Source organism: Mycobacterium lehmannii, assembly GCF_001499925.1.
Taxonomy (GTDB): domain Bacteria; phylum Actinomycetota; class Actinomycetes; order Mycobacteriales; family Mycobacteriaceae; genus Mycobacterium; species Mycobacterium lehmannii.
Map to the genome: position 1 here is coordinate 35,599 of NZ_LQIR01000011.1, position 24,830 is coordinate 60,428.

At 67.2% G+C, this 24,830-nt stretch carries 26 protein-coding genes; 17 read left to right on the top strand and 9 right to left on the bottom strand.

Annotated elements, in window-relative coordinates:
* Positions 1-7: 7 nt before the first annotated feature.
* On the bottom strand, positions 8-1,237 hold the full coding sequence (locus tag AU192_RS07635) for a cytochrome P450 (RefSeq protein ID WP_064395236.1): 1,230 nt from the start codon (positions 1,235-1,237) through the stop codon (positions 8-10).
* Positions 1,238-1,328: 91 nt separating this feature from the next.
* Between AU192_RS07635 and purD the strand changes: the two genes are divergently transcribed.
* Complete coding sequence (purD, locus tag AU192_RS07640) at positions 1,329-2,597, top strand: phosphoribosylamine--glycine ligase (RefSeq protein ID WP_064395194.1); 1,269 nt, start codon at positions 1,329-1,331, stop codon at positions 2,595-2,597.
* On the opposite strand, the gene AU192_RS07645 is transcribed toward purD, so the two are convergent.
* Positions 2,594-3,418, bottom strand: a complete 825-nt coding sequence (locus tag AU192_RS07645; RefSeq protein ID WP_207544915.1) for an alpha/beta hydrolase — start codon at positions 3,416-3,418, stop codon at positions 2,594-2,596. The two genes, purD and AU192_RS07645, sit on opposite strands and share 4 nt — an antisense overlap.
* 127 nt (positions 3,419-3,545) lie before the next feature.
* Here AU192_RS07645 and AU192_RS07650 point away from each other — a divergent pair, with 127 nt between their 5' ends.
* Positions 3,546-4,175 (top strand): TetR/AcrR family transcriptional regulator, encoded by a 630-nt coding sequence (locus AU192_RS07650; protein WP_064395196.1) that lies wholly within the window; start codon positions 3,546-3,548, stop codon positions 4,173-4,175.
* A gap of 12 nt (positions 4,176-4,187) precedes the next feature.
* On the top strand, positions 4,188-5,606 hold the full coding sequence (locus tag AU192_RS07655) for an APC family permease (RefSeq protein ID WP_064395197.1): 1,419 nt from the start codon (positions 4,188-4,190) through the stop codon (positions 5,604-5,606).
* On the opposite strand, the gene AU192_RS07660 is transcribed toward AU192_RS07655, so the two are convergent.
* Positions 5,603-6,466, bottom strand: a complete 864-nt coding sequence (locus AU192_RS07660; RefSeq protein WP_064395198.1) for a DUF429 domain-containing protein — start codon at positions 6,464-6,466, stop codon at positions 5,603-5,605. The genes AU192_RS07655 and AU192_RS07660 overlap by 4 nt on opposite strands.
* Positions 6,467-6,506: 40 nt before the next feature.
* On the opposite strand from AU192_RS07660, the gene purB reads away from it, so the two are divergent.
* Genes purB through AU192_RS07680 form a run of 4 tightly spaced genes read left to right on the top strand, consistent with a single transcriptional unit; the run spans position 6,507 to position 10,674 of the window.
* Complete coding sequence (purB, locus tag AU192_RS07665; RefSeq protein ID WP_064395199.1) at positions 6,507-7,925, top strand: adenylosuccinate lyase; 1,419 nt, start codon at positions 6,507-6,509, stop codon at positions 7,923-7,925.
* Complete coding sequence (locus AU192_RS07670) at positions 7,922-9,139, top strand: cytochrome P450 (RefSeq protein ID WP_064395200.1); 1,218 nt, start codon at positions 7,922-7,924, stop codon at positions 9,137-9,139. Before purB ends, AU192_RS07670 begins: the two co-directional genes overlap by 4 nt.
* Positions 9,140-9,149: 10 nt before the next feature.
* Positions 9,150-10,112, top strand: coding sequence for a tellurite resistance/C4-dicarboxylate transporter family protein (locus AU192_RS07675; protein ID WP_082694942.1), 963 nt, complete (start codon positions 9,150-9,152; stop codon positions 10,110-10,112).
* Complete coding sequence (locus tag AU192_RS07680) at positions 10,099-10,674, top strand: DUF1707 SHOCT-like domain-containing protein (RefSeq protein WP_064395201.1); 576 nt, start codon at positions 10,099-10,101, stop codon at positions 10,672-10,674. The genes AU192_RS07675 and AU192_RS07680 overlap by 14 nt, the downstream gene beginning before the upstream one ends.
* Here the strand turns inward: AU192_RS07680 and AU192_RS07685 are convergent.
* Together AU192_RS07685 and AU192_RS07690 are read right to left on the bottom strand one after the other, a co-directional pair.
* Positions 10,654-11,535 (bottom strand): type IV toxin-antitoxin system AbiEi family antitoxin domain-containing protein, encoded by an 882-nt coding sequence (locus tag AU192_RS07685; RefSeq protein ID WP_064395202.1) that lies wholly within the window; start codon positions 11,533-11,535, stop codon positions 10,654-10,656. The two genes, AU192_RS07680 and AU192_RS07685, sit on opposite strands and share 21 nt — an antisense overlap.
* Before the next feature lie 110 nt (positions 11,536-11,645).
* Positions 11,646-12,263, bottom strand: a complete 618-nt coding sequence (locus AU192_RS07690; RefSeq protein ID WP_064395203.1) for a hypothetical protein — start codon at positions 12,261-12,263, stop codon at positions 11,646-11,648.
* Positions 12,264-12,294: 31 nt separating this feature from the next.
* Between AU192_RS07690 and AU192_RS07695 the strand changes: the two genes are divergently transcribed.
* The gene (locus AU192_RS07695; protein ID WP_064395204.1) at positions 12,295-13,194 is read left to right on the top strand and encodes a phosphoribosylaminoimidazolesuccinocarboxamide synthase; all 900 of its coding nucleotides are present in this window, start codon (positions 12,295-12,297) and stop codon (positions 13,192-13,194) included.
* Between the two features lie 29 nt (positions 13,195-13,223).
* Entirely contained in the window at positions 13,224-15,329 is a 2,106-nt protein-coding gene (locus AU192_RS07700; RefSeq protein WP_064395238.1) for a S9 family peptidase, read from the top strand.
* On the opposite strand, the gene AU192_RS07705 is transcribed toward AU192_RS07700, so the two are convergent.
* Complete coding sequence (locus AU192_RS07705; RefSeq protein ID WP_064395239.1) at positions 15,288-15,737, bottom strand: DoxX family protein; 450 nt, start codon at positions 15,735-15,737, stop codon at positions 15,288-15,290. The genes AU192_RS07700 and AU192_RS07705 overlap by 42 nt on opposite strands.
* Positions 15,738-15,820: 83 nt before the next feature.
* On the opposite strand from AU192_RS07705, the gene AU192_RS07710 reads away from it, so the two are divergent.
* From AU192_RS07710 to AU192_RS07725, 4 genes are all read left to right on the top strand, one after another.
* Positions 15,821-16,378, top strand: a complete 558-nt coding sequence (locus AU192_RS07710; RefSeq protein WP_064395205.1) for a TetR/AcrR family transcriptional regulator — start codon at positions 15,821-15,823, stop codon at positions 16,376-16,378.
* A gap of 9 nt (positions 16,379-16,387) precedes the next feature.
* On the top strand, positions 16,388-16,885 hold the full coding sequence (locus tag AU192_RS07715; RefSeq protein ID WP_064395206.1) for a glutathione peroxidase: 498 nt from the start codon (positions 16,388-16,390) through the stop codon (positions 16,883-16,885).
* A 69-nt stretch (positions 16,886-16,954) separates the two neighbouring features.
* Entirely contained in the window at positions 16,955-17,659 is a 705-nt protein-coding gene (locus AU192_RS07720) for a DUF2334 domain-containing protein (RefSeq protein ID WP_064395207.1), read from the top strand.
* A 24-nt stretch (positions 17,660-17,683) separates the two neighbouring features.
* Complete coding sequence (locus AU192_RS07725) at positions 17,684-19,321, top strand: FAD-binding dehydrogenase (RefSeq protein WP_064395240.1); 1,638 nt, start codon at positions 17,684-17,686, stop codon at positions 19,319-19,321.
* 17 nt (positions 19,322-19,338) lie between these two features.
* Here AU192_RS07725 and AU192_RS07730 read toward each other — a convergent pair whose 3' ends face one another.
* Positions 19,339-19,992, bottom strand: a complete 654-nt coding sequence (locus AU192_RS07730; protein WP_064395208.1) for an MBL fold metallo-hydrolase — start codon at positions 19,990-19,992, stop codon at positions 19,339-19,341.
* Between the two features lie 46 nt (positions 19,993-20,038).
* Here AU192_RS07730 and AU192_RS07735 point away from each other — a divergent pair, with 46 nt between their 5' ends.
* Genes AU192_RS07735 through purQ form a run of 3 tightly spaced genes read left to right on the top strand, consistent with a single transcriptional unit; the run spans position 20,039 to position 21,662 of the window.
* Positions 20,039-20,716: a hypothetical protein gene (locus tag AU192_RS07735; RefSeq protein WP_064395209.1), complete on the top strand. Its 678-nt coding sequence runs from the start codon at positions 20,039-20,041 to the stop codon at positions 20,714-20,716.
* A gap of 35 nt (positions 20,717-20,751) precedes the next feature.
* Complete coding sequence (gene purS, locus AU192_RS07740) at positions 20,752-20,991, top strand: phosphoribosylformylglycinamidine synthase subunit PurS (RefSeq protein ID WP_064395210.1); 240 nt, start codon at positions 20,752-20,754, stop codon at positions 20,989-20,991.
* Positions 20,988-21,662, top strand: coding sequence for a phosphoribosylformylglycinamidine synthase subunit PurQ (purQ, locus tag AU192_RS07745; protein WP_064395211.1), 675 nt, complete (start codon positions 20,988-20,990; stop codon positions 21,660-21,662). Before purS ends, purQ begins: the two co-directional genes overlap by 4 nt.
* Before the next feature lie 11 nt (positions 21,663-21,673).
* On the opposite strand, the gene AU192_RS07750 is transcribed toward purQ, so the two are convergent.
* Positions 21,674-22,471 (bottom strand): family 1 encapsulin nanocompartment shell protein, encoded by a 798-nt coding sequence (locus AU192_RS07750; RefSeq protein WP_064395212.1) that lies wholly within the window; start codon positions 22,469-22,471, stop codon positions 21,674-21,676.
* Positions 22,471-23,505, bottom strand: a complete 1,035-nt coding sequence (locus tag AU192_RS07755) for a Dyp-type peroxidase (RefSeq protein WP_064395213.1) — start codon at positions 23,503-23,505, stop codon at positions 22,471-22,473. Before AU192_RS07755 ends, AU192_RS07750 begins: the two co-directional genes overlap by 1 nt.
* 49 nt (positions 23,506-23,554) lie before the next feature.
* On the opposite strand from AU192_RS07755, the gene AU192_RS07760 reads away from it, so the two are divergent.
* Complete coding sequence (locus tag AU192_RS07760) at positions 23,555-24,826, top strand: M18 family aminopeptidase (protein WP_064395214.1); 1,272 nt, start codon at positions 23,555-23,557, stop codon at positions 24,824-24,826.
* Positions 24,827-24,830: the final 4 nt, after the last annotated feature.

The following is a 24,830-nucleotide window of genomic DNA, read 5'->3' on the forward strand; positions in this document are numbered from 1 at the left end:
CTCCCGGTCAGCCGGTGTAAGAGACCTGCAGGTCCTTGACGCCGTTGATCCAGCCCGACCGAAGGCGCTGAGGCTCACCGGCTTTGGCGATGCCGGGGATCTGATCGGCGATCTCGTTGAAGATCAGCTTGATCTCCATGCGGGCCAGGTTTGCGCCGATGCAGTAGTGGGCGCCGTTGCCCCCGAAACCGAGGTGCGGATTGGGGTCGCGCGAGATGTCGAACCGGAACGGCTGGTCGAAGACCTCCTCGTCGAAGTTGGCCGAGCTGTAGAACAGGCCCACCCGCTGGCCCTCGCGGATCGTGACGCCGGCCAGTTCGGTGTCGGCCAGCGCGGTCCGCTGGAAGCAGTGCACGGGGGTGGCCCATCGCACGATCTCGTCGGCCGCGGTCGCGGGCCTGTCGCGCTTGAACAGCTCCCACTGCTCGGGATTCTCGAAGAACGCGTTCATGCCGTGGGTCATCGCATTTCGGGTGGTCTCGTTGCCGGCTACGGCCAGGAGGATCACGAAGAACGCGAACTCGACGTCGTCCAATGATTCGCCGTCGAGGTCGGCCTCGATCAGCCGGGTCACGATGTCGTCGGCCGGACACCGACGGCGCTCCTCGGCCATCGCGTAGGCGTACCCCATCAGCTCCGCATTGGCGGCGGTCGGATCGGAGTCGAAGTCGGGGTCGTCGGTGTTCATGATCGCGTTGGTCCATCCAAACAACTTCTCGCGATCGGCCTCGGGCACACCGATCAGGTCGGCGATGGCCAGCAGCGGCAGGCGCATCGCGATGTCGTCGACGAAATTGCCACTGCCCTTTTGCTTTGCCTCGGCGACGATTTCGCGTGCGGCGGTCGCCAACCGCTCCTCGAGCGTGGTGATTGCTCGCGGGGTGAACAACCGCGACACGAGTTTGCGCAACCTCGTGTGTTCGGGCGCGTCGTGGTTGATCAGCAGCGCCTTGGTGAGCTCGAGCTGATCCGAGGTGACGCCTTCGGGAAGGCGCATCACCGCCCCCTTGCGGTTGGTCGACCACAGCTCGCCGTTGCGCGAGATCGCCTTGATGTCCTCGTGGCGGCTGATCACCCAGTAGCCGCCGTCGTCGAAGATCGACTCGGGCTGCTCGTTCCACCACACCGGTGCCGTCTTGCGCAGCTGAGCGAACTCGGCGACGGGGATACCGCGCAGCAGCACCTCGGGGTCGGTGAAGTCATATCCCGGTCCGAACGGGCATGTGGCCTGCGTCATACACTCGACCATACACTGGTTAGTCAAGTGTATGGCCTAACTGGCGTCGTCGACCGAACCGAGATCGAGACTGCGGTTAGGGTGAGCAGTTGTGCGAGTCCTGGTAATCGGATCCGGTGCCCGTGAACATGCGTTGCTGCTGGCGCTGCGGCGTGACCCGCGGGTCGAAGATTTGTCGATCGCGCCGGGCAATGCGGGTACCGCCGCGATCGCCGACCAGTACGACGTCGACATCACCTCAGGCGAGGCCGTCGCCAGGCTGGCGCAGCGGCTGGAGGTCGACCTCGTCGTCATCGGGCCGGAAGTACCGCTGGTGCTCGGCGTCGCCGATGCGGTGCGCAGCGCCGGGATCGCCTGCTTCGGGCCGAGCAAGGACGCGGCCCGCATCGAGGGTTCGAAGGCGTTCGGCAAGGAGCTGATGACGGCCGCCGGTGTGCGCACCGCCAGAAGCGAGGTCGTCGACAACCCCGCTCACCTCGACGCGGCGCTCGACCGCTTCGGCCCCGACAGCGGCGAGGCGGCATGGGTGGTCAAAGACGACGGTCTGGCCGCGGGCAAGGGTGTGGTGGTCACCGCCGATCGCGCGGCCGCCAGGGCTCATGCCGCGGGCCTGCTCGACGCGGGACACCCGGTGCTGCTCGAGTCGTACCTCGACGGGCCGGAGGTGTCGCTGTTCTGCGTCGTCGACGGCGAGACCGTGGTGCCTATGCTGCCCGCCCAGGACTTCAAACGGGTCGGCGACGACGACACCGGCCCCAACACCGGCGGTATGGGGGCCTACGCGCCGCTGCCGTGGCTGCCCGAGAACATGGTCACCCACATCGTCGACGACATTGTGAAACCCGTTGCCACCGAACTGGTCAAGCGCGGCAGTTCGTTCTCGGGGTTGCTCTACGCCGGGCTGTCGATCACCTCACGAGGCCCGGCGGTGATCGAATTCAATTGTCGCTTCGGCGATCCCGAGACCCAGCCGGTGCTGGCCCTGCTTCAGACGCCGCTCGGTCAGCTACTGTACGCGGCCGCAACGGGCAGGCTCGCCGACGAGCCGCCGCTGCAGTGGCGCGACGGCGCCGCCGTGACCGTGGTGTTGGCCGCGGAGAACTACCCGTCTCGCCCGCGTGTCGGCGACGTGATCACCGGTGCCGAGGTCGAGGGCGTGCTGCACGCGGGCACGAGTCGCCGCGAGGACGGTGCCGTCGTGTCCTCGGGAGGCCGCGTGCTCTCCATCGTGGGTACCGGCGCGGATCTGTCGGCAGCGCGTGAGGCCGCCTATCAGGTAATCGAGTCGATTCGGCTGCCGGGCAGCCACTTTCGCAGGGACATCGCCCTCGCCGCGGCCGAGGGGCGCATCAGCGTCTAGGCCGTCAGCAACGGGGCCATCCAGGACAGCTCGGCGGGCAGCTGCGCGCTCCAGAACCCGGCATCGTGCCCACCCGGCGAGAAGCCGCCCGCGGGCGGATTCGGCAGCTGCGCGATGAACTCCTTGGTCGCCGAGTAGAACGGATCGCCGGTCCCGCAGTCGATCCGGATCGGAATCGACGCCAACGTGGGCAGGCCCCAAACACTGTTGGCGGCATAGTCTTCCGCGCTGTCGAACGCACCGGGCGCGGCGGCCCCGGGGGACGTCCACAGCGCGGGGCTGACGGCGCAGATCGCGGCGGTGCGAGCGGGGCCGAGCCGCGCTCCGAGCAGCAGCGCCCCGTAGCCGCCCATCGACCAGCCCAGGAAGCCGACTCGCGAGGTGTCCAAACCTTGTGAGTCCAGCATGGGGATCAGCTCGTCGAGCACCATCGTCCCGGAGTCTTCACCGGAGGCTCGCTTGTGCCAGTAGCTTCCACCGCCGTCGACGGCGACGACCGCGAAGGGCGGCAGGCCCGCGGCGACCGCCTCGGCCAAGCCCTGTTCCACACCGCCGGCCATCACACCCGCTGCGTCCTGCCCCTTACCGTGCAGCGCGATGACCGGACGCAGCGGCGCGGTCTGGCCTGGCGGCCGGGCGATCGCCCAGTTGGTCTTCCGCCCGCCGCGGGCCGCCGAGACGAAGGACCCCTCGACGTAGGTGGGGGCGGCGGGCGCGGCAGGGGCCGCGGGCGCCATCCGCAGCGCCGCCACTCCGGCGGCCGCACCGACCCCGAGGCGCAGAAGCGAACGGCGGCTCAGTTCGGGCATGGCGGACATGATGCCATCGCGGGTTGTCTGCCCGACGAGCGGCGGCTGGACAGTCGCTCCAGAAACACCAGCCCCGACTTCGGTTCGAAAACCTGACGATTAGGCGAAAGCGCGATGGTAGGGCCGCCCGACTGGCAGCATGCTAAAGGTGACGGCAGCGGTCACTCCCAAGGGAGAACGTCGACGCTTTGCGCTGGTCAGCGCCGCTGCCGATCTGCTGTGCGAGGGCGGCTTCGACGCGGTGCGACATCGCGCGGTGGCCCGTCGCGCCGGCCTGCCGCTGGCGTCGACGACCTACTACTTCTCGTCGCTGGACGATCTGATCGCCAGGGCCGTCGAATACGTCGGCGAGCGTGAGGCCGAGCAGTTGCGCGCCCGGGTGGCGATGCTGTCGCGGCGCCGCCGCGGCGCGGAGTCGACCGCCGACATCCTGGTGGATCTGTTGGTCGACGACGTGGCGGGGCAACGGGTCAGCGAGCAGTTGATCTCACGCTACGAGCGCTACATCGCGTGCGCGCGCCACCCGATGCTGCGCGACATCCAACGGCGAATCATGCGCCAGCGCACCGATGCCGTCATCGAGGTCATCGAGCGCTCGGGTCGTTCGGTGCGCGCCGAGTACCTCACCGCATTGGTCAACGCGGTCGACGGTGCGGTGGTGGCGGCGCTCGTCGCCGAGGGCGACGGGCCTCGCGCAACAGCACGCGCGACGCTGATCGACGTGATAGACGTGTTGGCACCAATCGACGAGCGAGTGGCGCAGGTGTGACGTAGGAGGCCGATGAGTACGCCGACCGACACGCAACCGGAGCTTCGGCGGGTCATGGGTCCGGGGTTGTTGCTGCTGTTCATCGTCGGTGACATCCTCGGTACCGGTGTCTACGCGCTGACCGGTCAGGTCGCCGGGGAAGTGGGTGGGGCGGCGTGGCTGCCGTTCCTGCTCGCGTTCGCCATCGCCACCGTCACGGCGTTCTCCTATCTGGAGCTTGTCACCAAGTATCCGCAAGCCGCGGGCGCAGCGTTGTACGCGCACAAGGCATTCGGGATCCAGTTCTTCACATTCCTGGTGGCGTTCGTGGTGATGTGTTCCGGTATCACGTCGGCCTCGACCGCATCACAGGCGTTCGCGGCCAACCTGATCAAGGGGTTCGGCCTGGATTGGGGTAAGGCGGGCGTTACCCTCATCGCCCTGAGCTTCATGGCCGTCCTCGCCGCGATCAACCTGCGCGGCGTCAGTGAGAGCGTCAAACTCAACGTCGGCCTGACCATCATCGAGATCAGCGGTCTGCTGCTGGTGATCTTCGTCGGTCTGTGGGCCTTCACCCAGGCCGGCGACCACGACTTCTCGCGCATCGTGATGTTCGAAAGCAGTGAGGACCGAAGCACATTCGTCGCGATCACCGCGGCGACCTCGCTTGCCTTCTTCGCCATGGTCGGGTTCGAGGACTCGGTCAACATGGCCGAGGAGACCAAAGACCCCGTCCGGATCTTCCCGAAGGTCTTGTTGACCGGCCTGAGCATCGCGGGTGTCGTGTACATCCTGGTGTCCATCATCGCGGTGGCGATGGTGCCGATCGGCGAATTGAGGGAGAGCAGCACCCCACTGGTGAGCGTTGTCGAGGCCGCCGCACCGGGCCTTCCGATCGATGAGTTGTTCCCGTTCATCACGATGTTCGCGGTCTCGAACACCGCGCTGATCAACATGTTGATGGCCAGCCGGTTGATTTACGGCATGGCACGCCAGCATGTACTGCCGCCGGTTCTGGGTTCGGTGCACCGGACTCGCCACACCCCCTGGGTGGCAATCATTTTCACCACCATCATCGCGTTCGGGCTGATCTTCTACGTCTCGGCGTTCGCGAGCAGCAAGGCGCTCTCGGTACTCGGCGGCACCACGTCGCTGCTGCTGTTGGCGGTGTTCGCGACGGTCAACGTCGCGGTGTTGGTCCTGCGTCGCGATGTCCCCAAGGATGACAGGCACTTCCGAACACCCACGGCATTGCCCATCATCGGATTCATCACGTCGGTGTATTTGGTGACGCCCCTGTCGGGCCGCCCCGGCACGCAGTATCTGCTGGGCGGGATCCTGGTGGTGATCGGAATCGTGCTCTTCCTCATCACGATGGTGATCAACAGGCGACTCGGCATCAAGGACGCGGGCATCAACGATCCGACCCAGCTCGCGCAGTCGCCGGATTAACCGCCCAACTGCCTGCGGATCTCGGTGAGTTCGCGTTGAGCTCGCTCGATCAGTTGTTGAACCTGCTCCAGGCGCGGTAACACGTCGCCGCCCTCGGGGTTGGCCGCAGCACGGGATCGGGGAGCGGGCGTCAGCCCCGGCGGTAGTGCGGGCGTGACGATGTAGCCGCCTTCGCGGTCGCCGTAGATCGTGACGTCCTCGCGCCGCCGCACGAAGAACAGCGCGACGTACGCGCAGAGCACCGCGTCGACGGGATCCTCACAAGCGTTCAGCTGGAAGGCTCGATCGCTGGCCTCGATCCTCCTGCGAAGTTCGAGCCAGGCGGGGCTGCTGCGCACGCGAAGCCGCGGTGTCGCGTCGTTCAACCCCTCGATCAGCCCCACCATTCTCAGCAGCTCGTCCTTGCGCTTGGCGACATCCTTGGCGCGCCGCTTGTACTTGAGCGTCTTGCCGAGTTTGAACAGCGAGATCGTCGCGGCGTGCGGATAGACCTCGATCGCGCGCCGGTCGCCGCGAGACAGCGGGTCGGGATCCAGGCCCAGGCGTTGGCAGAGCACCTCGGCGCGGGGTGGATCGAAGAGACGGTTACCCGTGTTCGCGGGCTGGGCGGTCGCCTCGAACGGTGCGAAGTCCCGGTTGTAGAGCGTCTCGCCGAGCCGATACCCGCTGGGGTTGTTGACGATGAGCGGCGCGTCGATGCCCACGACGCATGGGCCGTCGACAAACGGCGCGAGGGCCGCTTCGATGTCGTCGTCGCTGACCGCCGCGCCCACCTGCACAAGCCGTCCGTCGTCGTCGAGGACTGCCACCCCGGATTGGTTTCCCTCCGCCCACGCGAGATCGAGCCCAACGAAGTACATGGGACCAGCCTGCACTACCCGGGTCGTAAGCTGAGTGTTTGTGACGATCCCCAACGTGCTGGCCAATCGGTACGCCAGCGAGGACATGGTGGCGATCTGGTCACCGCAAGCCAAGGTCGTCGCGGAGCGCCGGCTGTGGCTGGCGGTGCTTCGCGCCCAGGCCGAACTGGGCGTCGATGTGCCCTCCGGCGTGGTCGACGACTACGAGCGGGTGCTCGAACAGGTCGACCTCGGATCGATCGCCGCCCGCGAGCGCGTTCTGCGCCACGACGTCAAGGCGCGCATCGAGGAGTTCAACGCGCTGGCCGGCCACGAGCACGTGCACAAGGGCATGACAAGTCGCGACTTGACCGAGAACGTCGAGCAACTCCAGATCCGGCGCTCGCTGGAACTGGTGCATTCCCACGGAGTGGCGGTGGTGGCCCGGCTGGCCGAGCGCGCCGTGCTGTACCGCGACCTGGTGATGGCCGGCCGCAGCCACAACGTCGCCGCACAAGCCACCACACTGGGCAAGCGGTTTGCCTCCGCGGCAGAGGAGCTGCTGATCGCGCTGCAGCGCCTGCGCTCGTTGATCGACCGCTACCCGCTGCGCGGTGTGAAGGGTCCGATGGGCACCGCCCAGGACATGCTCGACCTGTTCGGCGGCGACGCCTCGCGGCTGGCCGAGCTCGAGCGGCGCGTCGCCGAATTCCTGGGCTTCACCGAGATTTTCACCAGTGTCGGGCAGGTGTATCCGCGCTCGCTGGACCACGACGTCGTCTCCGCGCTGGTGCAGGTGGGCGCAGGACCGTCGTCGCTGGCGCACACCATCCGGCTGATGGCCGGCCACGAACTGGTGACCGAGGGCTTCGCACCCGGGCAGGTGGGCTCCTCGGCGATGCCCCACAAGATGAACACGCGGTCGTGTGAACGGGTCAACGGATTGCAGGTGGTGCTGCGCGGCTACGGCTCCATGGCGGCCGAACTGGCTGGCGCGCAATGGAATGAGGGCGACGTGTTCTGCTCGGTGGTGCGCCGCGTGGCGCTGCCGGATGCGTTCTTCGCCGTCGACGGACAGATCGAGACGTTCCTGACGGTGCTCGACGAGTTCGGCGCCTATCCCGCGGTGATTCAGCGCGAACTGGATCGCTACCTGCCGTTCCTGGCGACGACGCGGATCCTCATCGCCGCCGTCCGGGCCGGGGTGGGCCGCGAAACCGCGCACGAGGTCATCAAGGAGCACGCCGTCGCGGTGGCGTTGGCCATGCGGGAGAAGGGTCAGGAACCCGATCTGCTGGATCGGTTGGCGGCCGATTCGCGGCTGCCGCTGGACCGGCCGGCGCTCGATGCGGCGCTGGCCGACAAGCAGGTGTTCACCGGCGCGGCAGGCGATCAGGTGGACCGTGTGGTTGCGGCCGTCGACGAGTTGGTGAGCCGCTATCCCGAAGCGGCCAAATACACTTCGGGTGCCATCTTGTGACCCTGGGCGGGATCGACTTCACCGATCTGGACAACTTCGCGAACGGTTTTCCGCACGAACTGTTCGCGTTGCATCGGCGCGAGGCCCCGGTGTACTGGCACGAGCCGACCGAGCACACGCCCGACGGCGAGGGATTCTGGTCCGTGGCCACCTACGCCGAAACGCTTGCGGTGTTTCGTGATCCGCAGACCTTCTCGTCGGTGACCGGCGGCTCCCGGCCCTACGGCGGCACGCTGCTGCAGGATCTGGCGATCGCCGGTCAGGTGCTCAACATGATGGACGACCCGCGGCATTCGCAGATCCGGCGGCTGGTCAGCTCCGGCCTGACGCCGCGGATGATCCGCAGGGTCGAAGACGATCTTCGCTCGCGGGCACGACGCCTGCTGGATTGCGTCTCGCCTGGCGAGCCCTTTGACTTCCTGGTCGACGTGGCGGCCGAGTTGCCGATGCAGATGATCTGCATCCTGCTGGGAGTGCCGGAGTCTGAACGACATTGGCTGTTTCACGCCATTGAGCCGCAGTTCGACTTCGGAGGATCGCGAAAAGCGTCTGTCGGCCAGTTGACCGCCGAAGAAGCGGGTTCGCGGATGTACACCTACGGACAGGAGTTGATCGCCGCCAAGCGCGCCTCGCCGACCGACGACATGTTGTCGGTGGTCGCGAACGCGTCGGTGGACGACGGTGCGCTATCCGACCTGGAGCTTTATCTGTTCTTCAGCCTGTTGTTCAGTGCGGGTGCCGAGACGACACGCAACGCGGTGGCGGGCGGCCTGCTGGCGTTGATCGAGAACCCCGACTCGCTGGCAGCGCTGCGCGACGATTCCGCGTTGCTGGGTTCGGCGGTCGAGGAGATGGTGCGCTGGTCGTCGCCCTCACCGTCCAAGCGGCGCACCGCAGCTCGCGACGTGACGTTGGGCGGATGCGAGATCGCAGCCGGGCAGAAGGTGCAGATCTGGGAGGGTTCGGCCAATCGCGACGATGCGGTGTTCGCCGAACCCGACGTGTTCGACATCGCCCGTCAGCCCAATCCGCACCTGGGCTTCGGCCAGGGTGTGCACTACTGTCTGGGCGCGAACCTGGCGCGGCTCGAGCTACGCGTGTTGTTCGAGGAGTTGCTGCCCCGCTTCTCCGAAGCTCGTCTGGTTAAGCCCGTCGAATGGACGCGGAGCAATCGGCACACCGGTATCCGCCATCTGGTAGTCGAGTTGCGGTGAGCGGCTGGCGGTGAGGCCCGACGCGTTCGCGTTCGTGATGGCGACCGGTATCGTCTCCATCGCCGCGGTCGACCACGGTTTGACATACGTCAGTGGCGCTCTGGCCGTGCTGGCCGTTCTTGCGTTGCTGGTTCTGGTTGCGGCAGCTGTGGTTTCGTGGCTTCGGCGGCCGCCCGATTTGTCTGACCTCGATGTGACGATCGGCTTGTTCACGTTCGTCGCGGCGTGTGCGGTGCTCGACAACCGGTTGATGGCGAACTCGGCGATCATGTGGGCTCTGGCCGTCCCCGCCGCGCTGGTGTGGTCGGTCTTGGTCGTCTTGACAGCGCGCAACTTCGCGAGTCGGTCTTGGACGGAGCTGCAGGGACGAGCACGTGGGGCGTGGGAACTGTGCAGCGTCGGCTCGTCCGGTTTGGCGATCGTCGCGGTCGCCCTTGCGCACGACACGGTGTGGCATGCCTTACTGCTGATCGCCGTCGCGATATGGATCGTTGCCGTCGCGATTTACGGGGTCATGACCGCGCTGATCCTGGCGCGTGCGTTCGCTGCGCGTCTGGATCCCGGTGGATTCGAGCCCGACGCGTGGATATTGATGGGTGGGCTCGCGATCGCGACGTTGGCGGGCGACCACATCCATCGCGCAGGCATCGACGCCGTTCTTGGGGTGACCGTCGCGACGTGGTGTCTGGCGTCGGCATGGATCCCGCCGCTCGTGTACTTCGCTGTGCGGCACCTCGGACGGCCGGATGCCCGGCGATTCGCCGGCGTGTGGTGGGCGATGGTCTTCCCGCTGGGCATGTACTCGGCGGCCAGCCACGCCATGGCGGTAGAGACCGGATGGCATGGCCTACCGACGATTTCGCTGGTGTTCTTCTGGATAGCGTTTGCTGCGTGGATCGCTGTCTCGATCGCCGGAGTGCTGCGAGTGAGCGCGCGGTTCCGCCCCCTACCCTCGGGGCATGGACATCGATGACGCGAACGTGCGGATTTCCGACGCCGACCGCGATCATGTGAGGCAATTGCTCGAACGGGCAGTCGGCCAAGGCATGCTCACGCTCGATGAGTTCAGCGAGCGGATCGACGCCGTGCTTGCCGCGCGGACCCGCGGAGAGCTGCGCAAGGTGATCGCCGACCTGCCCTCGACGGATGCGATGCAGCCCGTTGCGGTCGGAGGCGAACAGCTGCGCGGCCGGATGTCGTCGATCTCGCGACGCGGACCGTGGACTGTACCTGCGCGCGTCGACCTCAACACCCGAATGTGCGACACCACGCTCGACTTCACCGCCGCGACATTGCAGAGCCCGACCGTCGTCCTGGACATCGACGACTACTTCAGCTCGACCGAGTTGATCCTGCCCGACGGCGCCACCGCCGACCTCAACGGCGTCGAGACATTCGCAGGCAGCACCACTCTCAAGGTGCCGCACGGTCCGCCCTCGCAAAGGCTGCATCTCGTGGCGCGCGGCCGGGTGCGATTCGGGTCTGTGACTGCGCGCTATCCGTTCGGTCACACGTTACGGCGCATGTTGGGATGAGGGTCGTTGACCGGTCGCGGCGGCGACCTCGGCGATCACCCGCTCGGGATAAGCCGTCAAGTCAAGCCAGGTGAAACGCAACACTTTCCAGTTCAAGAGCGCGATCACGTTCTGCCGATTGCGGTCGATCTGGAATGCCTCGCTGTCGGTGTGGAACGCCCAACCGTCGACCTCGATCGCCACCTTCGCTCGGATGAATGCCACGTCGACCTTGTAGCCGCCGACGGGATAGTTCGTCCTCCATCCGGTGAATCCGGCGTCGCGCAGGAGCTTCACCAGGAGTCGTTCGGCTTCGGAACGCGCACCGTCTTCGGCCGCACGAAGCAGTCGCCGTGCTGCCGGTGAACCGTGTCTGCCCTTGTTGCGCAGATGCGCGCGCCACAGTTGGGCGAGCTCGAGGTGACGCTGCAGGGCGGCGTCCATCAGTTTCGGTCCGCCGCCGCGTCGGACCGCGGCTTCGATCACGGTCAGCGGCATCGCGGTGACCCGCAGCCCCGTCCGCTCGACGACGTCACGGGGCGACAGATCGCGCCGCCGCAGCCGCGTGCCGGACCTCGGTCGGTAGTTGCTCACCCGCGGAACCGTGATCTCGACTTTGTCTGGCGCGAACCGGGTGATCCCGTGCCACCATGCCGCCGCCAATCCGCTGGCTGTCGCTCGCGGACCGAGAGACCACACCGCAGCCCTGATACGTGCGGAGTCGGTGAAGGTTCGGTCATTGGCGAAGAACACCCCGGGCGAACACCGAAGCCAATGGCCCGATCGCACACGCCGATTTACCGCGTGCCTGCTGAGGCCGCACTGTCGAGCCTGCGCCAGCGTGATCACACCGTCGTGCTGCCGAAGATGGTCGTCGAGCATGTTCCAGTTCGACGCGTCGGCGGCTCCGGACGGTTCCCTCGGAACGATTTGTGCACATCCGGGAGCGGTGAGCGCTCCTCGATGTGCACAAATCGCGGCGGCGGAGCCGGTTAGAGGTGGCGGGCGACGCCTGACGAGCGCAACTCCAGCGCCGCGAGGCCGCGGATCGCGTCTGCGTCGTGCAGGCGCCACGCCTCGACGGGATCGGCGTGCACGGCGACCAGCTTGGCCAGCGGCCGGTTGGCCAGCGCTCGCAGCGCCAACAGCTGCTCACCGGCGGGGGTGCGGGCCAGCGTGATCGCGGTCCACTTGCGGCGGAAGAAACGCAGCCGAAGGTACAGCCACGGCATCGCGACGAACAGGATCGGCGGTGCGGCCACCGCCAGCGCCAGTACCCACGCCAACCACGACGCCGTGGTGTCGAGGCTGTGACCCGCGCCTGCGATGTCGAGTGCTGCCTCGCTGGCCGCGCGCAACGGCTTGCTGAGCGCGTCGCCGATCAGCGGGAAGTCGTCGGTGCGCTCGCCGGCCGCGTCGAGGTTGTCGGCGACGCCGTTGGCGCCGGTCTCGACCTGGCGACCCACCGCCGCGATCGTGGAGACCGCCGAATGCACGGCCATGCCGACCAGCACCCACACCGTGGTCCAGGCGACCACCACGAAGTCACTGACGAGCTGGGCCAAGATCCGCGTCGGCGTGGTGGCATAGGGGATAAACCGCGAAGTCATGGAACTAGATGCTGCCCGATAGGCTGGCCCGATGCGCCCCGCTCTGTCCGACTACGAACATCTGGCCAGCGGCAAGGTTCGCGAATTGTATCGCGTGGACGACGAGACGCTGCTCTTCGTGGCCAGCGACCGCATCTCCGCCTACGACTACGTCCTCGACTCGCTGATCCCCGACAAGGGCCGCATCCTGACGGCGATGAGCGTGTTCTTCTTCGACCTGCTGAGCCGGACCGCTGGCACGCCCAATCACCTCGCCGGTCCACCCGACGACGAGCGCATTCCCGCCGACGTGCTCGGCCGCGCGCTGGTCGTACAGGAGCTCGAGATGTTGCCGGTGGAGGCGGTGGCCCGCGGCTACCTCACCGGCTCCGGGCTCATCGACTATCAGAAGACGGGAGCGGTATGCGGTATCCCGCTTCCCGCCGGGCTGGTCGAGGCCAGCAGGTTCGACGAGCCGCTGTTCACCCCTGCGACCAAAGCCGAACTGGGACAACATGATGAGAACATCTCGTTCGACGATGTGGTCAAGCTGATCGGTCAGCAGCGCGCCGAACAACTGCGCGATCGGACATTGGAGACATACCGCCGCGGCGCCGAGCATGCCTTGACCACGGGAATCATCGTCGCCGACACCAAGTTCGAGTTCGGAGTGGACGAGGACGGTGAACTGCGACTGGCCGACGAGGTGTTCACCCCCGACTCGAGCAGGTACTGGCGAGCCGACGACTGGAAAGAAGGCGTCGTGCAGAACAGCTTCGACAAGCAGTTCGTCCGCAACTGGCTCACCTCTGAAGAGTCGGGGTGGGACCGCAGCGGTGATACACCTCCGCCGCCACTGCCGCCGGACGTCGTCGAATCCACTCGCGCCCGCTACATCGAGGCCTACGAACGCATTTCGGGTCTAAAGTTCGACGACTGGATCGGTGCATGAGCAACGCTTGCGGAGCGAATCAACAGATGATGAAGCCGCCGGTGGCCAAGCGCGTCGACACCCGGCGTGAGCATCACGGCGACGTGTTCCTCGATCCCTACGAGTGGCTGCGCGACAAGACCAGCCCCGAGGTGATCGCGCATCTGGAGGCGGAGAACGCCTACACCGAGCATGTCACCGAGCACCTTGCGCCCCTGCGACAGGCCATCTTCGACGAGATCAAGGCGCGCACCAAGGAGACCGACCTCTCTGTGCCGACCAGGCGCGACGCGTGGTGGTACTACGGCCGCAGCTTCGAGGGCAAGCAGTACAGCGTGCACTGCCGTTGTCCAGTCGCCGATCTCGACGACTGGACACCTCCGGTGCTCGACGAGAACACCGAGATCCCCGGCGAACAGGTACTGCTGGACGAGAACGTCGAGGCCGAAGGCCACGAGTTCTTCTCGCTCGGCGCGGCCTCGGTGAGCCTGGACGGCAACATCCTCGCCTATTCGGTCGACCTCAAAGGCGACGAGCGGTACACGCTGAGGTTCAAGGACTTACGCACCGGTGAACTCTATGAGGACACCATCGCCGGTATCGGTCCGGGGGCGACGTGGGCGGCCGACAACCGCACGCTCTACTACTCGACCCTCGACGAGGCATGGCGCCCGGACACCATCTGGCGACACCGCCTCGGCTCGGGCCGGCCCGCGCAGAAGGTCTACAACGAACCCGACGAACGGTACTGGCTCGGTGTCGGGCGCACCCGCAGCGACAAGTACGTCATCATCGCCGCCGGCAGCGCCGTCACCTCCGAGGTGCGCTACGCCGACGCGACCGACCCGGACGCAGAATTCACGATCGTGTGGCCGCGCCTCGACTTCGTCGAGTACTCCGTCGAGCACGCCGTCGTGGGCGGCGAGGATCGGTTTCTCATCCTGCACAACGACGGTGCCGAAAACTTCACCCTGGTCGAGGCGCCAGTCGGCGACCCCACCGCGGTGCGCACGCTGATCGAACACCGCGCCGACGTCCGCCTCGACTCCGTGGACGCCTTCGAAAAGCACCTCGTCGTCAGTTACCGCAGTGAGGCGCTGCCGAGGATCCAGCTCTGGCCCCTCCATCCCGGCGGCGAATACGGCAGTCCAGAAGACTTCACCTTCGAATCCGAGCTGACGTCGGCGGGACTGAGCGCCAACCCCAATTGGAGCGCACCCAAACTGCGCATCGGTTCCACCTCCTACACCACCCCGGTGCGCATCTACGACGTCGACCTGGCCACCGGCGAACGGACACTGCTGCGCGAACAGCCCGTGCTCGGCGACTACCGGCCCGAAGACTATGTGGAGCGGCGTGATTGGGCGACCGCGCGGGACGGTGTGCGGATACCGATCTCGATCGTGCACAAGATCGGCCTGCAGTATCCGGCGCCCACGCTGCTGTACGGCTACGGCGCCTATGAGGCCTGCGAAGATCCGCGGTTCTCCATCGCGCGACTGTCGTTGCTGGACCGCGGGATGGTGTTCGCGGTCGCGCATGTCCGAGGTGGCGGTGAACTCGGCCGGCCATGGTATGAGCACGGCAAGATGCTCGAGAAGAAGAACAGCTTCACCGATTTCATCGCCGCCGCGCAGCATCTCGTGCAGACCGATGTCACCCGGCCGCAGAACCTGGTGGCCTACGGAGGCAGCGCCGGCGGTCTACTCGTCGGCGCCGTGGCCAACATGGCTCCGGAGCTGTTCGCGGGCGTCCTCGCGGTGGTGCCGTTCGTCGACCCGCTCACCACGATCCTCGACCCGTCGCTGCCGCTGACGGTCACCGAGTGGGACGAGTGGGGAAACCCGTTGGAGAACAAGGACGTCTACGAGTACATGAAGTCCTACTCGCCCTACGAGAACATCGAGGCGAGGAACTACCCGCGAATACTTGCCATGACGTCGCTCAACGACACCCGGGTGTACTACGTCGAACCGGCGAAATGGGTTGCCGCGCTTCGCCATGCCAAGACCGACAGTCATCCCGTGCTGCTGAAGACGGAGATGAATGCCGGCCATGGCGGTATCAGCGGGCGATACGAACGCTGGAAGGAAACCGCCTTCCAGTACGCGTGGCTACTGGACGCTGCCCAGGCCGATCACGAGCGCCGCCCCTAGAAACACGATCTGCTCGGCGGTGCGCAGATCCAGCCGCGTCGTCATCGACTTCGGCGGGTCGGGCATCCGTGCCGCGTGGACGTTGGCCGGGAACATCGCGATCATCAGCACGAAAAGGCCGACCGCTGCGGCGGCGCGGGTGGGCGGGTAGAGCAGACCCACCGCGCCGACGAGTTCGAGCACACCGGTGACGGTGACCAGCAGCGCCGGGGCGGGCAGCCGCGGCGGAACGATCGCGATCATGTCGCGGCGCAGCGGGTTGACGAAGTGCGCGACCCCGGTGAGCGCGAACATCGCGGCCAATCCGACGGCGATCGCCGACGGCCAGCCGTCGACGTAGTCCACGCCCGACAAGCCGACCAGCCGGGCGCCGAGCGTCCCGAGTATCAGCGTGACGAGTACAGCCATGACGAACTCCAATCTTGACAGTGACTAGTTGCGAACGTAGGTAACAATCTAGCCAGTGTCAAGATTTCGGTTATGATGGCCGCATGAGCAGGGCGTCCTACCACCACGGCGATCTGAAGGCGGTCATCCTCGCCGAGGCGGCGAGCCTGGTCGCCGAGCGCGGCGCCGACGGAATCTCGCTGCGAGAGCTCGCACGGGTCGCGGGGGTGTCGCATGCCGCGCCGGCGCACCACTTCACCGACCGGCGCGGCCTGTTCACCGCGCTGGCCGCACAGGGCTGGCGCAAGCTGGCCGTTGCGCTCGGTGAGGCAGAGCCGGAATTCATCGATGCCGCACTGGCGTACGTGCAGTTCGCACTCGACCATCCCGGGCACTACGCGGTGATGTTCGACCGCTCGCTCGTCGACCCGGGCGACGCGGAGTTGAAATCGGCCCGGGACGCGGCGGGTGCGCAACTGAGGCAGGGTGTCGGCACTCTCGACGATCCGCGCGCCGCAGAGGACCCTGCGGCGGCGGCGCTCGCGGCCTGGTCACTGGTGCACGGCTTTTCGCTGTTGTGGCTCAACAAGGCGATCGACGCCGAGGGTGATCCGATAGCGACCGTGCACCGGGTCGCGGGCATGCTGTTCGAGACCGGGTAACGTGCGGGCATGCCCCAGACACCGCTGACCGATATCGCTGTGACCACCCTCGACGGCCGCGACACCACGCTCGGCGAATTGGCCGACGGCGCCGCGCTGGTGGTCAACGTCGCCTCCAAATGCGGTCTGACTCCGCAGTACACCGCGCTCGAACAGTTGGCCAAGGACTACCGCGACCGCGGGCTGACCGTGATCGGCGTGCCGTGCAACCAGTTCATGGGCCAGGAGCCCGGTTCGGCCGAGGAAATTCAGCAGTTCTGCTCGACGACGTACGGCGTGACGTTCCCCTTGCTGGCCAAGACCGACGTCAACGGCGCCGACCGGCACCCGCTGTACGCCGAGCTGACGAAGACGCCCGACGACAGCGGTGAGGCCGGCGACATCCAGTGGAACTTCGAGAAGTTTCTGCTGGCGCCGGGCGGAACGGTCGTCAAGCGGTTCCGGCCGCGCACCGAACCCGACGCCCCCGAGGTCATCACGGCGATCGAGGATGTCCTGCCGCGATAGCGCCCGATGGTCACCTGCCGTCAGCGTGTGGTAAACCGTTGCGACACCTGAGGTTGCCACATTGGCGGCATGGCAGGACAGCTGATCGTCTCCCTCTCCGGTATCAGCGATCGTACGATCCCCGACGTCGCGGACTTCTGCGCCCAACTGGACGCCCGGGGCGTGCCGGTCTCGTTGCTGGTGGCGCCCAGGATCAAGGGCGGCTACCGGCTTGAAGAGGACGCCGCCACGGTCGACTGGCTCGCCGCCCGGGGGGACTCCGGTGACGCCATCGTGTTGCACGGCTTCGACGAGGCCGCAACCAAGAAGCGCCGCGGCGAGTTCGCGACGCTGCCCGCACACGAGGCCGGCCTGCGGCTGATGGCCGCCGACCGCGTGATGGAGCACATGGATTTGCGTACCCGGCTGTTCGCGGCGCCGGGATGGACCGTATCCGATGGCACCGCACTAATGCTGCTGCGCAAGGGATTTCGACTTCTCGCCGGGCTGACCGACATCGCCGACCTGGTCCGCGGGACGGCCGTGCGGTCGCGCGTGCTCGGTATCGGTGAAGGCTTCCTGCGCGAACCATGGTGGTGCCGCACGCTGGTGCTGTCGGCCGAGCGGACGGCCCGGCGAGGCGGAATCGTTCGAGTCGCCGTCACCGCCCGGCACTTGCGCAGGCCGGGCATCAGACACGCGATGCTCGACGCCGTCGACCTCGCACTCATGCACCGATGCGCGCCCGATGTTTACAAGTGGCGTCCGGACGCCGCAATGACTGCCGCCGCTTAGCACCCGCCCGCTAACGTGGCGGCCATGGCAGATGCTGACGTCATCGTCGTCGGAGCCGGGCTGGCGGGTCTGGTGGCGGCCTGCGAGTTGGTCGAGCGTGGCCGCCGCGTACTGATCGTCGACCAGGAGAACGCCAACAACATCGGCGGCCAGGCGTACTGGTCGTTCGGGGGGCTGTTCTTCGTCGACAGCCCGGAGCAGCGGCGGCTGGGTATCCGCGACAGCCACGAACTGGCGCTTCAAGACTGGCTCGGCTCGGCGGGCTTCGACCGGCCGGAGGACCACTGGCCGCGCCAATGGGCGCACGCCTACGTCGATTTCGCCGCCGGCGAGAAACGCGGCTGGCTTCGCGAGCGCGGCCTGCAGACGTTCCCGCTCGTCGGGTGGGCCGAGCGCGGCGGATATGACGCGCGCGGACACGGCAACTCGGTGCCGCGATTCCACATCACCTGGGGCACCGGCCCCGCGATCGTCGACATCTTCGCTCGTCGGCTGACCGCGCGGGTCCGGTACGCGCACCGGCACAAAGTCGACGAGCTCATCGTCTCCCACGGTGCCGTCGTCGGCGTTCGCGGAACGGTGCTCGAACCCTCCGACGCGCCCCGCGGCGTGGCCAGCTCCCGAGAACCGGTCGGACAGTTCGAATTTCGTGCCCAAGCGGTGATCGTCGCCAGCGGCGGTATCGGCGGCAACCACGACCTGGTGCGGCAGAACTGGCCCAAGCGGATGGGCCGCGTACCCGAACAACTGCTGTCCGGTGTGCCCGCACACGTCGACGGGCGCATGATCGGGATCACCAGGGCGGCCGGGGCGCGGGTGATCAACAGCGACCGCATGTGGCACTACACCGAGGGCATCACCAACTACGACCCGATCTGGCCGCTGCACGGGATCCGTATCCTGCCCGGGCCGTCGTCACTGTGGTTGGACGCCAACGGCAACCGGCTGCCGTCGCCGTTGTATCCCGGCTTCGACACGCTCGGCACGCTCGAACACATCGCGCAGACCGGCCAGGACTACACCTGGTTCATCCTCAACGCCCGCATCATCGCCAAGGAGTTCGCGCTGTCGGGTCAGGAACAGAACCCCGACCTCACCGGCCGCAGCATCCGCGACGTGTTGGCGCGGGTCCGTGCCGGGGCGCCCGCGCCGGTGCAGGCGTTCGTCGACCGTGGCGTCGACTTCGTCAGCGCCGACTCGCTGCGCGGCCTGGTGTCGGCGATGAACGACGTCCCCGATGTGCTGCCGCTGGACTACGCGACCGTCGAGGCCGAGGTCACCGCCCGCGACCGCGAGGTGGCCAACAAGTTCACCAAGGACACGCAGATCGCCTCGATCCGCGTGGCACGCAACTACCTCGGCGACCGCGTCAGCCGCGTCGTGGCACCGCACCGGTTGACCGATCCCAAGGCGGGGCCGCTGATCGCGGTGAAGTTGCACATCCTTACGCGAAAGTCGTTGGGCGGATTGGAAACCGATCTCGACGCGCGCGTGCTCAAGCCCGACGGCAACGTGTTCGACGGCCTGTTCGCCGCCGGAGAGGCGGCGGGCTTCGGCGGTGGCGGGGTGCACGGTTATCGGTCGCTGGAGGGCACGTTTCTCGGCGGCTGTGTGTTCTCCGGGCGCGCGGCCGGCCGCGCGGCCGCACGTGACACGGCCTGACTTCGAAGAACCGCGAATCAGAATTGCGTGCCGTCCTCGGGTTCGAGCACCTGGAAATCGGTGTCGGTCATCTCGGTGAGCCGGCTGTAGAAGATCCCGCGGGCGCTCGGATCGATGATGCCCTGATGGATGGGCACCGCATGCGTCGGCGCCACCTCGCGCAGGTAATCGACCGCTTCGGAGATCTTCATCCACGGCGCGGCCGCGGGGGTGGCGAGCACGTCGACCGGTTCGCCTGGCGCGTACAAGGCGTCACCGGGATGCATGAGCCGGGCGCGATGGGTCCCGTCGTCGACGAGGTAGGAGATGTTGTCGATGACCGGCAACTCCGGGTGGATCACCGCGTGCTTGCCGCCGACGCCCCGCACGGTCAGGTGGTCGATGGAAAGGACGTCGCCGACGTTGACCGCGCGCCAGGGGTCGCCGAGTTGCGCGGCGGTCTGCGGATCGGCGTACAAGGCGGCCTGCGGGTTGGCGTCGAGCAGGGCCGGCAGCCGCTCGGTGTCGGCGTGGTCGGGATGCTGATGGGTGACCAGGATCGCCGACAGGCCGGTGATGCCCTCGAATCCGTGCGAAAAGACGCCGGGGTCGAACAGGATCGTCGCTTCGTCGCCGGAATCGCTCTTGAAATTGGCCAGTAAGCATGAATGTCCGAAGTGGGTCAATTGCATGCCTATATTGTGGCGGCGCCGGCCGTGTTCAGGGGGTAGTTGAGTCGTGCGATTGCTGCTTGCAGTGGCCCTCGCCGCGTTCGGCGTGGCGTTGACGGTCGCCCCTGTGCCCGGTCCACCCGCGCGGGCGGTCCCCGGCGTGTGCCCGCCGATCTGCGATGCGATCCCGGATGTGGCATGGCCCGTCCCCAGCGCGCTGCCGCTGGCCTCGGTGTACCGGTGGCCGGGGCTGGCCGGGCTGGCGGTCACCGCGCCCGCGCCGCGATTTCTGTTCGAGGAACTCTGCGCCAGCCCGCCCGTGCCTGCCGACCCGCGCGACTACGTCGTGGCTGCCAGGGCGCAAGTGACCAATCCCGCTGGTCAGTGGCAGTTGCGGGCGCAGGTGCTGCACTGGCGCGGGGACGTCGCGCACAACGGACCCCTCACCCGCTCGGTGCTCGGCTCGGCGCAGTTGCGGCTGCGGACCTGCCAGTTGACGGCGCCTCTGGTGTCGCCGTCGATCACCACCGCCGATCCTGAGCGGCTCGCCGCGGTGATCAGCGTCTCGGGGCAGAAGGTGGTGCACCAGTACCTGCTGGCCCATCCCACCAGCGGCAGCCTCGTCGAACTCGCACTGTGGTCGACGTTGCCCCTGCAGGTGCCATGGCCACCGGTGCCCGACGCGCAAGTGCTCGACGCGCTGGCCGCCCCGTTGTGCGAGGCGTATCTCGGTTCGTGCCGGTGAGTCGCGCGCGGCGGAACCGCCGGTACAGTTGACGCGTGGCAAGGGTGGTGGTGCACGTGATGCCCAAGGCCGAGATCCTCGACCCGCAGGGGCAGGCGATCGTCGGCGCATTGGGCCGTCTGGGCTTCAACGGCGTCTCAGATGTTCGGCAGGGCAAGCGTTTTGAGCTCGAGGTCGACGACAGTATCGACGACGGCACCCTGGCCGAGATCGCGGAATCGCTGCTGGCGAACACCGTGATCGAGGACTGGTCGGTCAGCAGGGAGCAATCGTGACGGCACGTGTGGGCGTCATCACATTTCCGGGCACCCTCGACGACGTCGACGCCGCACGCGCCGTTCGGTTGGCAGGCGCAGAGCCCGTTTCGCTGTGGCACGCCGACGCCGATTTGAAGGGCGTTGACGCCGTGGTGGTGCCCGGCGGGTTCTCCTACGGGGACTATCTGCGCGCCGGAGCGATCGCGAAGTTCGCACCGGTGATGGGCGAGGTCATCCGGGCCGCCGATGGCGGCATGCCGGTTCTGGGGATCTGCAACGGTTTTCAGGTGCTGTGCGAGTCCGGCCTGTTGCCGGGCGCGTTGACCCGCAACGTCGGGCTGCACTTCGTCTGCCGCGACATCTGGTTGGAAGTGGCGTCGAACTCCTCGGCGTGGACATCGCGGTACGAGGCCGGCGCCGACGTGCTGATTCCGCTGAAGTCCGGCGAGGGCCGGTACGTGGCCAGCGACAAGGTGCTCGACGAGCTCGAGGGCGAAGGCCGCGTGGTGTTCCGGTACCGCGAAAACCCCAACGGCTCACAGCGCAACATCGCAGGCATCAGCTCGGCCAACGGACGCGTCGTGGGTCTGATGCCGCATCCCGAACACGCCACCGAGGCGCTGACCGGACCGTCCGACGACGGGCTGGGCCTTTTCTACAGCGCACTCGACGGCGTCCTCAGCGCGTAGGGCGCTGAAGGTCACGGGGTCAGGGCCACCGAGGCCTCGGCGGTGTAGCACAGGAACGTCAGCGTCTCCTCCAGATACAACTGCACGGTTCCCGCGTCGTGCGACAGGTAGCCGATCGACACGTCGGTGCCCAGCTGGAGATCGAAATCACCCCCGCGCGTTGACAACACGAACGCACCGTCGATGGCCGGCGCCCAGATGATCTCGCCGTCGACCAGCCGGTTGAGGTGCTCGCGGATCGGATAGCCGTGCTGCGTGGTTTCGCTGACCTTGGTGTACACCTCCGCCGAGAGCAGTACCGAATACGGCCCGTCCACGCCGGAGAGCCGCAGCTCGGAAAGCGCCTGGGAGATGACGTCGGGGATATCGCGCTCGTCGTCGGGCAGCGCGAGCGCGGTGTTGGAACTGCACGCCCGGATGCCTTCGATCGACGCCGCCTCATAGCCCTCGAAGATCGCCCGGTCCTCGGCGAACGCCAGTTTCATGGCGGCGTCCTTGACCGGATCCCAGTCCGAGTCCTGCGAACCCCGCTCGACATCGTCGATCGCGGTGCGCGACACCGTGAACGGCACGCGCAGCCGCACCAGCGGTTTGGCCTCCCGCAGGTGCGCGACCACGCCGTCGCCCGGAGGCGGCACGTCGCGCAGGTGGCCGGTGCTGATCGCGGCCTTGACGGGCCCGCCCGGTTCGCTGACGTCCACCACGCGACGACCGGCGATGTGGCGCTTGAACGTTCGTGTCGCCTCGAGCTCGATCTCGGCCCAGGCCTCTTCGGTGATTGGCGCCAGGTCGCGGTACAGGTTGTTCATCAGCGGGTTCCTTTCAGGCTGCCGATGGCCAGCGAGCCCTCGTATTCGGCGGAGGTGGCCACGGGCGGCGCCGGTTCGTCCTGACCGGCGCCGACCGAATTGGGCAGTGGGGGAGGATCGTCGAGGAAGTCGAGGGTCGGGGTGAAGAACAAGCCGCCCGTCAACGCGGTCGAGAAGTCCAGGATGCGATCGGTGTTGCCGGGCGGGTCGCCGAGGAACATGTTGTCGAGCATCTGCTCGGTGACGGCCGGCGTCCGCGAATACCCGATGTAGTAGGTGCCGAACTCGCCCTTACCGATCTCGCCGAACGGCATATTGTGTCGCACGATCTTCAGTTCGTTGCCGTCGTCGTCGGTGATCACGTTGAGCGCGACATGCGAATTGGCTGGCTTGATCTCGTCGTCGAGTTCGATGTCGTCGAGCTTCGTGCGCCCGATCACCCGCTCCTGCTCCTCCACCGACAGCGCGTTCCACGCGGCCATGTCGTGCACGTACTTCTGCACGTGCACGTAACAGCCGCCCGCGAAATCGGGGTCCTCGTCGCCGATCCGGGTGGCCGAGCGCGCGAGCGGACCGTCGGGGTTCTCGGTGCCGTCGACGAAACCCATCAGGTCGCGGTTGTCGAAGAACTTGAAGCCATGGGTCTCGTCGACGATGGTGAGCGCACCGTCCATCGCCTCGACCAACTTGGTGGCCAGTTCGAAGCAGACGTCCATGGACTCCGCCCGGATATGGAACAACACGTCGCCCTCGGTCGACGGGGCGTGGTGGCGGTCGCCGCGGATTTCGACGAAGGGGTGGAGTTCGGCCGGCCGAGGACCGGTGAACAACCGGTCCCAGGCGTCGGACCCGATCGACGTGATCGCCGATAGCCGCTTTGCCGGCTCGCGGAAACCTATGGCCCGCACCAGCCCCGAGACGTCGGGCAACGTGTCGTGCACGGTCGCCTCCCCGCCGTCGACGATGGTCGCCACCAGGAAGACGGCGGCAGGCGTCAACGGTTCGAGCACCGGTTGTGGCTGGATCTCGGGCACATCAGGACCCTAGCGTCATTGATCTTGATTCACCGGTAAAGATGAAGGAATGGCAGCTAGCCCCCAGAGCCTCTGCGAGTTCATCGACGCGTCGCCGTCGCCGTACCACGTCTGCGAGACGGCTGCGTCGCGCCTGCGCGAGGCTGGCTTTCGCGAACTGTCCGAAGCCGACGCCTGGCCCACCCACGGCGACTTCTTCGTCGTGCGGGCCGGATCGCTGATCGCCTGGCGGTCCGACGGCGGCAGCCGCAACGCCCCGTTTCGGATCGTCGGCGCCCACACCGACAGCCCCAACCTTCGGGTCAAACAGCACCCTGACCGGTTCGTCGCCGGTTGGCGGGTGGTCGCGCTGCAGCCGTACGGCGGCGCGTGGCTGAATTCGTGGCTCGACCGCGATCTGGGGATCAGCGGCCGGCTGTCGGTGCGCACCAGCAGTGGACTGGTGCACCGGCTCATCCGGATCGACGAGCCGATCCTGCGGGTGCCGCAGCTGGCGATCCACCTCGCCGAGGACCGCAAGGCCGTCGAGCTGAACCCGCAGCGCCACGTCAACGCGGTATGGGGCGCGGACCCTGCCGGCCAGAAGGGACCACGGTCCTTCCTCGATCACGTGGCCGAGCATGCCGAGGTGGCGGCCGACGACGTGCTGGGCGCCGACCTGATGACCCACGACCTGGCCCCGTCGCGGCTCGTCGGCGCCGACCGCGACCTGGTGAGCGCCCCCCGGCTGGACAACCAGGCGACCTGCTACGCGGGGCTGGAGGCGTTCCTCGCGGCCGAGCCGAACGGATATTCGCCGGTGCTGGTGCTCTTCGACCACGAGGAGGTCGGCTCGCAGTCCGACCACGGCGCCCAGTCCGACCTGCTGCTGACCGTGCTCGAGCGGATCACGCTCAGCGCGGGCGGCGGGCGCGAGGACTTCCTGCGGCGCCTGCCCGGCTCGATGGTGGCGTCCGGCGACATGGCGCATGCCACGCACCCGAACTACCCGGAGCGTCACGAACCGGGACACCTGATCGAGGTCAATGCGGGACCGGTGCTCAAGGTGCAGCCGAACCTGCGGTACGCCACCGACGGGCGCACCGCCGCGGCGTTCGCGCTGGCGTGCGCGCAAGCCGGGGTGCCGCTGCAGCGCTACGAACACCGGGCCGACCTGCCGTGCGGGTCGACGGTCGGGCCGATGACCGCGGCGCGCACCGGCATCCCGACCGTCGACGTCGGTGCTCCGCAGCTGGCTATGCATTCCGCTCGGGAGGTGATGGGCGCCGGCGACGTCACCGCCTATGCCGCGGCGTTGACGGCATTTCTGTCACCGCGGTGATTTA